The 11945-nt window shown below is 63.9% G+C and carries 11 protein-coding genes; 5 read left to right on the forward strand and 6 right to left on the reverse strand.

Annotation, left to right across the window (positions count from 1 at the left end; translation table 11 throughout):
- Positions 1-37 precede the first annotated feature (37 nt).
- Together QYC26_RS11005 and QYC26_RS11010 are read left to right on the forward strand one after the other, a co-directional pair.
- Entirely contained in the window at positions 38-967 is a 930-nt protein-coding gene (locus tag QYC26_RS11005) for an alpha/beta hydrolase (RefSeq protein WP_317512266.1), read from the forward strand.
- A gap of 28 nt (positions 968-995) precedes the next feature.
- Positions 996-2528, forward strand: coding sequence for an acyl-CoA carboxylase subunit beta (locus QYC26_RS11010; RefSeq protein WP_317512267.1), 1533 nt, complete (start codon positions 996-998; stop codon positions 2526-2528).
- A gap of 4 nt (positions 2529-2532) precedes the next feature.
- Here QYC26_RS11010 and QYC26_RS11015 read toward each other — a convergent pair whose 3' ends face one another.
- The 3 genes from QYC26_RS11015 to QYC26_RS11025 all read right to left on the reverse strand — a co-directional run bounded on the left by QYC26_RS11015 (position 2533) and on the right by QYC26_RS11025 (position 6124).
- Positions 2533-2907, reverse strand: a complete 375-nt coding sequence (locus QYC26_RS11015; protein WP_317512268.1) for a glycine zipper 2TM domain-containing protein — start codon at positions 2905-2907, stop codon at positions 2533-2535.
- Positions 2908-3043: 136 nt separating this feature from the next.
- Positions 3044-4096 (reverse strand): ribonucleotide-diphosphate reductase subunit beta, encoded by a 1053-nt coding sequence (locus tag QYC26_RS11020; protein WP_317512269.1) that lies wholly within the window; start codon positions 4094-4096, stop codon positions 3044-3046.
- A 114-nt stretch (positions 4097-4210) separates the two neighbouring features.
- On the reverse strand, positions 4211-6124 hold the full coding sequence (locus QYC26_RS11025; protein ID WP_317512270.1) for a ribonucleoside-diphosphate reductase subunit alpha: 1914 nt from the start codon (positions 6122-6124) through the stop codon (positions 4211-4213).
- A 556-nt stretch (positions 6125-6680) separates the two neighbouring features.
- On the opposite strand from QYC26_RS11025, the gene QYC26_RS11030 reads away from it, so the two are divergent.
- Together QYC26_RS11030 and QYC26_RS11035 are read left to right on the forward strand one after the other, a co-directional pair.
- Complete coding sequence (locus QYC26_RS11030; RefSeq protein ID WP_317512271.1) at positions 6681-7199, forward strand: hypothetical protein; 519 nt, start codon at positions 6681-6683, stop codon at positions 7197-7199.
- Positions 7200-7326: 127 nt separating this feature from the next.
- A complete protein-coding gene (locus tag QYC26_RS11035) occupies positions 7327-8850 on the forward strand; it encodes a fumarate hydratase (protein ID WP_317512272.1) in 1524 nt (507 codons plus the stop codon).
- A gap of 629 nt (positions 8851-9479) precedes the next feature.
- Here QYC26_RS11035 and QYC26_RS11040 read toward each other — a convergent pair.
- The 3 genes from QYC26_RS11040 to QYC26_RS11050 all read right to left on the reverse strand — a co-directional run bounded on the left by QYC26_RS11040 (position 9480) and on the right by QYC26_RS11050 (position 10662).
- A complete protein-coding gene (locus tag QYC26_RS11040; protein WP_317512273.1) occupies positions 9480-9749 on the reverse strand; it encodes a hypothetical protein in 270 nt (89 codons plus the stop codon).
- A 125-nt stretch (positions 9750-9874) separates the two neighbouring features.
- The gene (gene sugE / locus QYC26_RS11045; RefSeq protein WP_317512274.1) at positions 9875-10195 is read right to left on the reverse strand and encodes a quaternary ammonium compound efflux SMR transporter SugE; all 321 of its coding nucleotides are present in this window, start codon (positions 10193-10195) and stop codon (positions 9875-9877) included.
- A gap of 80 nt (positions 10196-10275) precedes the next feature.
- Positions 10276-10662: a metalloregulator ArsR/SmtB family transcription factor gene (locus QYC26_RS11050; RefSeq protein WP_317512275.1), complete on the reverse strand. Its 387-nt coding sequence runs from the start codon at positions 10660-10662 to the stop codon at positions 10276-10278.
- Between the two features lie 110 nt (positions 10663-10772).
- On the opposite strand from QYC26_RS11050, the gene QYC26_RS11055 reads away from it, so the two are divergent.
- On the forward strand, positions 10773-11942 hold the full coding sequence (locus QYC26_RS11055) for an MBL fold metallo-hydrolase (protein WP_317512276.1): 1170 nt from the start codon (positions 10773-10775) through the stop codon (positions 11940-11942).
- The last annotated feature ends 3 nt before the right edge of the window (positions 11943-11945 follow it).

Consider the following 11945-nt stretch of genomic DNA (forward strand, 5'->3'; position numbering starts at 1 on the left):
GTTGCGGCACGTGCACGCCCGGATAAACGGCATTCAAATGCATTATGTGGAGGCAGGCGAAGGCCCGGTGATCGTGCTGGCGCATGGCTTCCCGCATCTCTGGCTCAGCTGGTGGCGCCAGATCCGCCCGCTCGCCGAGGCCGGCTGGCGCGTCATCGTCCCCGATATGCGCGGCATGGGGCAGACCGAGGCGCCCGGCGATCCGGCGGAATATGACATGCACCGCACCGCGGGCGATCTCGCCGCGCTGCTCGATCATCTCGGGGTGGAACAGGCGGTGTTCGCCGGGCTCGATTTCGGCATCTTCGCGATCTACGATCTGTGCTTCCTCCATCCCGAACGCGTGCGTGCGGTGATCGCGCTCGAAAATCCGGCCTGGCCCGATCGCCCCGATATCTCGCCGCTCGATGAGGCGCGCGAATGGGCGAAGAATCATTTCGTCCATATCGAATATTTCATCGAACCCGGCCGCGCCGATGCCGATCTGGCCGCTGCGCCGCGCGATTTCCTCACCCGCGTCTTCTATGCGCTGTCGGGCGACTATCACTATCTCGACGTGTGGAAACACCCCGTTGGTTCAACCTATCTCGAGGCGCTGCCTCAGGCCCCTGCGTTGCCATGGCCATGGCTCAGCGCATGGGAAATGGAATGGTATGTCGCCGAATACAGCCGCACGGGCTTTACCGGCGGGCTCAACTGGTACCGCGCGATGGATCTGCGTTGGGAACAGCGCCGCCCCTATCGCGGGCTGAAAAACCCCGCGCCCTTCTATTTCATCGGCAGCGAGAACGACGTCGATCTCGAGGCATGGCACGGCGCCGATCCGATCGCGCAGATCCACGCGCAATATGAAGAGGTCCGCCGGATCGAGATGCTCCCCCATGCCGGTCATATGGTCCAGCTCGAACGCTCCGACGATGTCACCCGGCTGATGGTGGAATTTGTGAAGGATATCGCGGCGCGCTGAACCGCGCAGGGCAACCGGAAAATTGGGGATGGCATCGATGGACGGCGAACTGGGGCGCTGGGGCGCGATCATTGGCGAGCTTGAACGGCGGCGTGGCTTTTCGCGCGCCATGGGGGGCGCGGAACGGCTGGCGAAGCACCACGCCGCGGGCAAGCTCGATGCCCGCGCGCGGATCGATGCGCTGTTCGATCCCGGCAGCTTTGTCGAGATAGGCGGCCTCGCTGCCAATCTCAGCGAGGCGGGGGAGGCACCCGCCCCCGCAGATGGGCTGATCGCGGGTTTCGGCACGGTCGATGGGCGCACCGTGCTCGCCGCGGCGGAGGATTTCACCACGCTTGCCGGGTCGATCGGCGATGCGGGCGCGGCCAAGCGCTACCGGCTGGCCGAGCTGGCCGCGCAGGAACGCGTCCCGCTCGTCTTCATGCTCGAGGGTGCGGGTCACCGGCTCACCAACGCGCATGCGGGGCGCAGCCCCAATGATCTTCAGGCGCTCGCCCGTTTGTCGGGGCTGGTGCCGATCGTCTGCCTCGTCATGGGCCCCTCGGCGGGCCACGGCGCGCTCACCGCGCCGCTTGCCGATTTCGTCGTGATGACCGGGGCGGGCGCGCTGTTCACCGCCGGCCCGCCGCTTGTGAAGGGCGCGATCGGGGAGGTCGTGACCAAGGAAGCGCTGGGCGGCCCCGATGTCCATGTCGTCCAGTCGGGCGTCGCGCATAATCTGGCGAAAGATGATGCCGAGGCGATCGCCATGGCGCGGCGCTATCTCTCACATTTCCCGTCCAATGCGTGGGAAAAGGCTGCGCCCCGGCTGCCCGGCGACGATCAGGGGCCGCGCCTGCTGGACGGGATCTTGCAGCTCATCGATCCCGATCCGCGCATCCCCTTCGATATGCGCGTGCTGCTTGGCATGGTCGTCGATCAGGACAGCCTGTTCGAAATCCAGCCGCGGTACGGCGCGGCGATTGTCACCGCGCTCGGGCGGCTGGGCGGCCAATCGGTCGCCTTCGTCGCCAACAACCCCGCCTCGGCGGCGGGGGCGGTCGATGATGCGGCGGCGCGCAAGGCCGCGCATTTCATCGAGGTTGCGGGCGCCTTCCATCTGCCCGTCATCTTCCTCACCGACAATCCCGGCGTCATGCCCGGCACCGCCGCCGAACGCGCGGGCACGCTGCGCTCGGCCGCGCGGATGTTCGTCGCGCAGCACCGGCTGCAAAGTCCCAAAATCCATGTCACGCTGCGCAAGGCCTTTGGCTTCGGCTCGTCGCTGATGGCGATGAACCCGTTTGACGGGCAGAGCCTCTCGCTCAGCTTCCCTGCGATCACGCTGGGCGCGATGCCCGCCGAAAGCGGCAGCGCGGCGGCCAAGCTCGACGAAGAAACCCGCGCGCGCATCCGCGCCGAACAGGCGGGCGGCGCCTTCCACCTCGCCGACAAGCTGGGCTTCGACGATGTGATCGACCCCCGCGAACTGCGCAATGCGCTGCTGAGCGGCCTCCGCCTCAGCGCGGCGCGGGGACAGGGCGATGCCGCGCCGGTCCAGCGCCCCGGCATCGCCCCCTAAGGCATTAACGGCAGCGCAGCTCGCCGCGGTCGATCTCGCGGCCCAGCAGCGCCCCGCCTGCCGCGCCCAGCAACGTGCCGAGCGTGCGTTCGCGCCCGCCGTCGAGCTGGCGGCCGAGCAATGCGCCCACCGCACCGCCGATGATCAGCCCCGTCGTCCCATTTTCGCGGCGGCAGTGATAATTGCCGTCGCGGCTGCGCCAGATCCGGTCGTCGCGCGACAGGCGGCGCGGTTCGTAATAGCGGCCCGAGCTGTCATACAGCCCGCGCTCCTGCGCGCGGCGGCCATGCGCGGGCGCCCATGGCGGCGGATCCGCCAGTGCCGGTGCAGCCGGAAGGGCGACCGCGGCAAGCACAAGGGCGACGATCGATTTGCGCATGATCCTGTTCCTCCAAGACTTTATGCCGCCCCAACATATCGGGTGAGCCCGAAGTTGCACGGGGCTGAAGAAACAAGCCAATAAAAAAGGGCGAGGTAGCGGCAGCCGCCTCGCCCTCGTAATTTTCTAGGTCGGATTACTCCGCCGCGACGCCCGCCTTGGCGAACATGTCTTCGCCGTCATTGGCTTCGGCCGAGGCGATCGCGGCCTTGGCGTTCTTGCGGCGGTCGAAATTGTCCCAGACCTCGCCCCAGTTGCCGCGCGTCGCCGCCTTCGAATATTCGGTGGCGCGGGTTTCGAAGAAGTTGGCGTGCTCGACCCCGTTGAGGAGCGGTGCGAGCCAGGGCAGCGGGTGTTCCTCGATCATGTAGATCGGCTTCAGGCCCAGCTGGCCAAGCCGCCAGTCGGCGATGAAGCGGACATATTTCTTGATGTCCTTGGGCGTCATCCCGGGCACCGGGCCCATTTCGAAGACGAGGTCGATGAACGCGTCCTCGATCCGCACCGTCTTCTGGCACATGTCGAGAATATCGTCCTTGACTGCGGGGGTCAGGCAATTGCGTTCCTTGCAGAAGGCGTGGAACAGCTTGATGATGCCTTCGCAGTGGAGCGTCTCGTCGCGCACCGACCAGCTGACGATCTGGCCCATGCCCTTCATCTTGTTGAAGCGCGGGAAGTTCATCAGCATCGCAAAGCTCGCAAAGAGCTGGAGCCCCTCGGTAAAGCCGCCGAACATCGCGAGCGTGCGCGCGATATCCTCGTCGCTGTCGACGCCGAAGGTGGCGAGATAGTCGTGCTTGTCCTTCATCTCCTTATATTGGAGGAAGGCCGAATATTCGCTCTCGGGCATGCCGATCGTGTCGAGCAGATGGCTGTACGCCGCGATGTGCACCGTTTCCATGTTGGAAAAGGCGGTGAGCATCATCTTGATTTCGGTGGGCTTGAACACCCGGCCGTATTTCTCGTGATAGCAGTCCTGCACCTCGACGTCGGCCTGGGTGAAGAAGCGGAAGATCTGGGTGAGCAGGTTGCGCTCATGATCGGTCAGCTTCTGCGCCCAGTCGCGGCAATCCTCGCCCAGCGGCACTTCTTCGGGCAGCCAGTGCAGCTGCTGCTGGCGTTTCCAATATTCATAGGCCCAGGGATATTCGAAGGGCTTGTAGGTCTTGGAAGCCTGAAGAAGAGGCATGGCGTGGATCCTTGCGCTTAACTTTTTAAGCTCTCCGATACGCAGAGAGCGATATTATCACGGTAGGGCGGGCATTTCAGCCCGCCAAAGGGCCTTGTCGGGCCGTTATGCCCATCACTGGCAGGCGAGGCATTCGTCGTAATCGGTCGTCTCGCCCAGCTCGAAGCGCGGGGCCTCGGGGGTGTTGTCGGCCTCGACGCCGCCGGCAAAGCCCGCGCGCTGCACGCTCTTCGAGCGGAGATAATAGAGCGACTTGATGCCCAGTTCCCACGCGCGGAAGTGGAGCATCAGGAGATCCCACTTCTCGACATCGGCCGGGATGAACAGGTTGAGCGAGGTCGCCTGGTCGATATAGGGCGTGCGGTCGGCGGCGAGTTCGAGCAGCCAGCGCTGGTCGATCTCGAAGCTGGTCTTGAACGTGTCCTTTTCTTCCTGGTTCAGGAAGTCGAGATGCTGGACCGAGCCGCCCTGCTCGAGGATCGTGTTCCACACCGCATCCGAATTCTTCGACTTTTCGATCAAAAGCTTTTCGAGGTGGACGTTGCGGACCGAGAAGCTGCCCGACAGCGTCTTGTGCGTGTAGATATTGGCGGGGATCGGCTCGATGCACGCCGAGGTGCCGCCGCAGATGATCGAGATCGACGCGGTCGGCGCGATCGCCATCTTGCAGCTGAACCGTTCCATCACGCCCATTTCGGCGGCGTCGGGGCAGGGCCCGCGCTCGGCGGCGAGCGTCATCGACGCCTGGTTCACCTGTGCCGAGATGTGCTTGAACATCCGCATGTTCCAGCTTTTCGCCAGCGCGCCTTCAAAGGGCAGGCCGCGCGCCTGGAGGAAGCTGTGATAGCCCATCACCCCGAGCCCGACCGAGCGTTCGCGCATCGCGCTATATTTGGCGCGCGCCATTTCCTCGGGCGCGCGCTCGATATAGTCGGTGAGGACGTTGTCGAGGAAGCGCATCACGTCCTCGATGAACTGCTTGTCGCCGTTCCACTCGTCCCAGGTTTCGAGGTTGAGCGACGAGAGGCAGCACACCGCGGTGCGGTCGTTGCCCAGATGGTCGCGGCCGGTGGGCAGCGTGATTTCCGAGCAGAGGTTCGAGGTCGAGACCTTGAGGCCGAGATCGCGGTGATGCTTGGGCATCGCGCGGTTCACGGTATCGCCGAAGACGATATAGGGCTCGCCCGTCTGCAGGCGGGTTTCGACGAGCTTCTGGAACAGCGCGCGCGCGTCCACCGTGGCGCGGACGCTGCCGTCCTTGGGGCTGATCAGATTCCATTCGCGGCCGTCGCGCACCGCTTCCATGAACGCGTCGCTCAGCAGCACGCCGTGGTGGAGGTTCAGCGCCTTGCGGTTGAAATCGCCCGAAGGTTTGCGGATTTCGAGGAATTCCTCGATCTCGGGGTGCGAGACGTCGAGATAGCAGGCGGCCGAACCACGGCGGAGTGAGCCTTGCGAAATCGCAAGCGTCAGGCTGTCCATCACGCGGACAAAGGGAATGATGCCGCTGGTCTTGCCGTTGAGCCCCACGGGTTCGCCGATGCCGCGCACCGCGCCCCAATAGGTGCCGATGCCGCCCCCGCGCGACGCGAGCCAGACATTCTCGTTCCAGATTTCGGTGATCGCCTGCAGGCTGTCGTCGACCGAGTTCAGATAGCAGGAAATGGGCAGGCCACGGCCGGTGCCGCCGTTCGACAGAACGGGGGTGGCGGGCATGAACCACAGCTTCGAAATATAGTCATAGACGCGCTGCGCGTGCGCCGCGTCGTCGGCATAGGCCGATGCCACGCGCACGAACAGGTCCTGATAGCTTTCGCCGGGCAGGAGGTAGCGGTCCTTCAGCGTTTCCTTGCCGAAATCGGTCAGCAGGTCGTCGCGCGAACGGTCGATCTCGATCGCATAGGGCTGCGGCATCACCGTGCGCGTGTCTACCGGCTGTGCAGCGGCCATCGCGGCGCTCGCAAGGGCTTCGGTAAGGGTCGCTGTCACGTCGCTGCTGCTCGCTTCCTGCGTATCTCTGAAATCCATGGCTGCGCTTTCCCCTGTTCGATATCCAGACCCGGAAGAATGCCTCCGGGGAACTACAGTCGGACCCGCGCTGCGCTGCGCCGAATATGGCGTTTCCGCGCGCTTTTCACAAGGACGCAGCAGCCCTTTCGCGAAACCTGCTCGCGATAAAAGCTACCAGTCGTTGTATTAGGTCCCCTGCCTTACACCACCCATTGTGCCCAGCTTTGCACAAGACGCAAGATGGGATTTTGGGGCGGATGGCTCGGCTCGTCGCTCGCTGGACTCGTTTCGATCGTGGCAGGGCGGGCGACGCGCGGAGTTTCCTAGGCTTCCCAAAAGGCAAGGGTGAAATCTGCGCCGAAAAAAAATTCAGGGGTTGACGCAGCTTGCCTGAATTTTGCTCGGGCACTCGGAATGCCGCCGGAAATTTCCGCCACATTTTTGGCGTTGGATGCTCATTCCTGTTCCAGCGTGCACAATCGCTCGACACATGCCGGCGTTCATGACCTAATCGCCCGTGAATAGCGGAGACCGGCGGAAAAGCCGGCCCGCCAGGCCATATGGAGAGGCTGGAATGCCGAATGAAAATGGGGCGCCCGCGCCCGTGTCGCATGGCAAGGCGATGATGTTTCTCGGGATCATCATCCTGGGCGTCGCGGTCTATATCGGGCTCGCAAGCGTGCTCGGGATGACAAGCTTTTACGGCGGGTTCCTGTTCATCTTTTACTGGACCGCGATCAAGCACGCCGATCTGAAGGAATATTGGCCCTGCGTCGTGGGTGGGCTCACCGGGCTCGGGCTTGCCTGGGCGCTCCACAATCTGCCGCTTCAGTTCGGCACGGTGGGCTTGGTCGCCGCACTCGTCGGGGTCCTCTTCGTCATCTATGCCAGCATCATCGGCTGGGTGCCCCTCTTCGTGAACATGGCGACGATGCTGTTCCTCACCGTGGGCACGATCCCGGCGCTTCAGGGTGCGGATGAATTTCGTGGTTTCGTCCTCTCCGTCGTCTACGGCGCGGCGCTTATTGGCGTGGTGATGTTCGCCGTCGCGCGGCTGAAAAAGCCTGCGGCCAATGTCGCGGTAACCATCTGACAAAGTGATTGGCGGGAAAAGGGCGAGGGCGCATCGGCAAGGCCGGCGCCTTCGCCCTCCCGTTTTCGGCAAAATTGCGTTAAGGGCCGCTGCGACTCTTTCATCTGACCATGCAGGACCTGCGACAGTGACGACGATCATCAAGGAAGCCGACCTTATCGAGAGCGTGGCCGACGCGCTCCAGTTCATCAGCTATTACCACCCGATGGATTATATCCGCGCGCTGGGGGAGGCCTATGAGGCCGAACAGAGCCCCGCCGCCAAGGATGCGATCGCGCAGATCCTCACCAACAGCCGCATGTGCGCCGAAGGCCATCGCCCGATCTGCCAGGATACGGGCATCATCAACGTCTTCGTCAAATGGGGCATGGATTGCCGCCTCGACAATACCGATCGCTCGCTTCAGGAAATCGTCGATGAAGGCGTGCGCCGCGCCTATCTCCACCCTGAAAACAAGCTGCGCGCCTCGGTGCTCGCCGATCCCGCCTTCACGCGCCGCAACACCAAGGACAATACGCCTTCGGTGCTGCACGTCGAAATGGTGCCGGGGTCCAAGGTCAGCATCGATGTCGCGGCCAAGGGCGGCGGCAGCGAGAACAAGTCCAAGTTCAAGATGATGAACCCCAGCGATTCGATCGTTGACTGGGTGCTCGAAATGATCCCGCAAATGGGCGCGGGCTGGTGCCCCCCCGGCATGCTTGGCATCGGCATCGGCGGCACCGCCGAACATTGCGTCCTGCTCGCCAAAAAGGCGCTGATGGACCCGATCGACATGGGCCAGCTCAAGAAGCGCGGTCCCCAGAACGATATCGAGGCGATGCGCATCGAGATCTTCGACAAGGTCAACGCGCTCGGCATCGGCGCGCAGGGCCTTGGCGGTCTGTCGACCATCCTCGACGTCAAGATCATGGACGCGCCCTGCCATGCGGCGGGCAAGCCGGTCGCGATGATCCCCAACTGCGCGGCCACCCGCCACGCGCACTTCACGCTCGACGGCAGCGGCCCGGCCTATCTCGAACAGCCCAACCTCGCCGAATGGCCCGACGTCAACTGGACGCCCGACAAGGCCGCGATCCGCGTCGATCTCGATACGCTGACGCCCGAGGTGGTGCAGAGCTGGAAGCATGGCGATCGCCTGCTCTTGAACGGCAAGATGCTCACCGGCCGCGATGCCGCGCACAAGCGGATCAAGGACATGCTCGAAGCGGGTGAGGACCTGCCCGTCGAGTTCCGTGGCCGTGTCATCTATTATGTCGGCCCCGTCGATCCCGTGGGCGAAGAAGTCGTCGGCCCCGCCGGCCCCACCACCGCGACGCGGATGGACAAGTTCACGCGCATGATGCTCGAACAGGGCCTGCTCGCGATGGTCGGCAAGGCCGAACGCGGCCCGATGGCGATCGAGGCGATCAAGGAGCACAAGTCCGCCTATCTGATGGCGGTCGGCGGTGCGGCCTATCTCGTCGCCAAGGCGATCAAGGGCTCGAAGGTCGTCGGTTTCGAAGATCTCGGCATGGAAGCGATCTACGAGTTCGAGGTGCAGGACATGCCCGTGACGGTGGCGGTCGATGCCGAGGGGCAGAGCGTCCACCATCTCGCGCCGCTCGTCTGGCAGGAAAAGATCCGCAAGGAAAAGCTGCTCGAAAACGCCTGAGGCTTTGGGGGCGCCCACGGCGTCCCCTGACACATCAGAAAGGGCCGCGTTCCTCTCCGGGACGCGGCCCTTTTCGTGTCCATCGGCCGCGCGCGCCTGCTTGGGCGGCCCCAAGAATGTCTTTGTCGACTAATACTACAAAATTAGTAGAGATATTGATGTCGGACGGTTCAACCGGCATCCCAGCTTGAACCCGCGGTTTTTGACAGGTCAGCTTGCGCCGCGAAACCAATTGCTAAAGCGCGCCGTGCCGCGCCCATCGGGGCAGGCGCCTGGACCGGGAACGAAGGCCGCCATGAAATGTTTACAGGGAAAAATCATGCGGGATCAGCGTGATAATCGAATGTGTCGCTGCTGATCCGGCATTTTCATCGAACTGTATCATTACGCCGCTAGGGGAGCGGCAAGGAGGCCGTATGTCCAAGGCAATGACACCCCGCCATGATTCGAACCGGACTTATTCGGTATCGCTGCTCCAGTCCGCCGCCGCCTTGTGGGGCGAGGATTTCTGGGGTGGTGCGAAGCCACGGCCGGTCCGGAAGCGCCCCGCTTCCTGACCCGCAATTTCCTCTTCTTCTTCCTCGAAACTCAAGCGGGGCAGGGGCGCACGGCGTTCCTGCCCCATTTTTTCAGGCGGGCCGCGCCAGCCGCAGCGCGCGCAGCGTCGCCCAGACCCCGATCAACAGCAGCGCGCAGAGCGCACCCGCATAAAAGCCCGCGCTCTCCTTGGGCGGGCCGAACAGCATATGGTCGAGCGTGGGGACAAGCAGGCTCAGCATCAGCCCGCTGAACAGCCCCCAGGCCGCCGCCAGCGGCGCCGTGCCCTGGCGCGGGGCCAGCCAGAGCGCGATCAGCAGCGCCAGCGCGACGATCAGTTCGTCAAGCACAAGCGGCAGCATGCGGGGCTTCCCCCACCATCGCCCGATCTCGCTCAGCGCAAGAAGCAGGGCGATGACAAGGGTGGACACTCTAAGCAACGTCATGTCGCCTATGTTGCAGCTTTGGGGTGTCCCGCCAACGGTCTTTAACCGTTGGTCGAAAGCTTCATCACCACCAGTCCGCCGACGATCATCAGCGCGGCGATGATCCGCATCAGGCTCGCCTGTTCGCCGAGGATCGCGATCCCGACAAGAAACGCGCCAACCGCGCCGATGCCCGTCCAGATCGTATAGGCGGTGCCCAGCGGCAGGGTTTTCATCGATATCGAGAGCAGCGCGAAGCTCATCCCCATGGTAACCAGCGTGACGATCGACGGCATCAGCCGGGTAAAGCCCTGCGACTGTTTCATCGAAAAGGCCCAGACGACCTCGAGCAAACCGGCGATAACGAGTAAAATCCAGGCCATCAGGCCCTCCTTGCGAAGAGCCGGGTCGTCCCGGACGTTGCTGCCCATGATCGGGGGAGGTCGTTCCTCCTCAGCCCCAGTTAGGAAGCGGGGGCGTGTTCGTCAACTTTTGGCGCTGCTTTCTTCGCGCCCGCGCGCGGGCGCATCCGGCGTTCGGGCGGCAGCTTCTCGATGGGCGCGGTGCCGTCATGAAGCAGGTCGAGCGACATGTCCTCGAACTGGCCGATCCAGCGCCGCACCAGCTTGGCCAGCGGCACGGGGTTCAGATAATGGTGCTTCTCGCGCCCGCGCCGGTGCACGGCAACAAGATTCACCTGTTCCAGAATCGCGAGATGCTTTGATACGGCCTGGCGCGTCATCGGCAGATCGTCGCACAGCTGCTGCAGCGTCTGACCGTTGCGGGCGACAAGCTTGTCGAGCAGCTTGCGCCGGCTTTCATCGGCAAGGGCGCGGAAAATGTCCGTCATGCAGCGCCTGCTAGTCAATCCGCGCTTCATGCGTCAACCGTGCAGGGCTTGCGGATATGGCAAGCGAGGGTATCTCTCGGCGCATTGTCTGTCGGGTAGCGGGTGCACGCGTGATCGCAAAAGTCTTCAAGTTTCTCGGAACCGGGCTGCTGTTCGCGCTCGTCGCGCTGTGTCTCGCGATCATCGTCCTGCCGCCCTTTCTCGACCGGATCTATTATACCGGGCCCGTCAGCGCGCATTTCGACGGCGCCCGTTTCTTCAACCCGGATGGGGAGGATACGCTCGCGCCGCCCACGGGCAAAAGCCGTGGCGGCTTCATGACCCGGTGGATCTTGGGGCGCAACGAACGCCCCGACTGGCCCGTTTCGGTGCCCGTCACCCAGACGCGTCCGGCGGCGCGGGTGGAGGGGGATGTCCTGCGCGCGACATGGGTGGGCCATGCCACCGTGCTGGTGCAGACGCAGGGGCTCAACATCCTGACCGATCCGATCTGGAGCGAGATTGCCGGCCCGTTCAACCTCGCCGGCCCCGCGCGGGTCACCGCCCCCGGCATCCGGTTCGAGGATCTTCCCAAAATCGATCTCATCCTCGTCAGCCACAATCATTACGATCATCTCGATGTGCCCACGCTTCGCCGGTTGTGGGAACGCGATCGCCCGATGATCCTGACCAGCCTCGGCAATGATGCCGTCATCGATGTGCCGTCAAAAGCGGTCGATTGGGGGACGCGGATATCGGTAAAGCCCGGCGTCGATGTCGTGGTGACGCGCAACCATCATTGGGGATCGCGCTGGGGCACCGATCGCAACCGCGCCTTGTGGTCGAGCTTCACGATCACCACGCCCGCAGGCAACATCTTCTTTGCCGGCGATACCGGTCCGGGTGACATGAAATGGCCCGAAGAGGCGGCCCGGCTCGGGCCCGTGCGTCTCGCCATCCTGCCGATCGGCGCGTTCCGCTTCGCGCCGGGGCAGATGATGACAGGCAGCCATATCGGCCCGCGCGAGGCGGTGGACGTGTTTCGCGGGCTGGATGCAGGCTATGGCATCCCCATCCACTGGGGAACCTTCCGCCTGTCGTTCGAAGCGTATGAAACCCCGCCTACGATGCTCGATCTGTTCACCGCCTGCGCAGGCTACCGCCCCGACATATTCGCGCGCCGGGCGATCGGTCAGCCGATCGATATTCCGCCTTATGCCGCGCCTGCGCGCGGCACGGCGGATGCTGCCACCCGCGCGCGCTGCGCAGAGGGTTCGCCCGAACTGGCCGCGCTCAAATAAGCG

The organism is Sphingomonas sp. C3-2, assembly GCF_033025475.1.
Classification (GTDB): Bacteria; Pseudomonadota; Alphaproteobacteria; order Sphingomonadales; family Sphingomonadaceae; genus Sphingobium_A.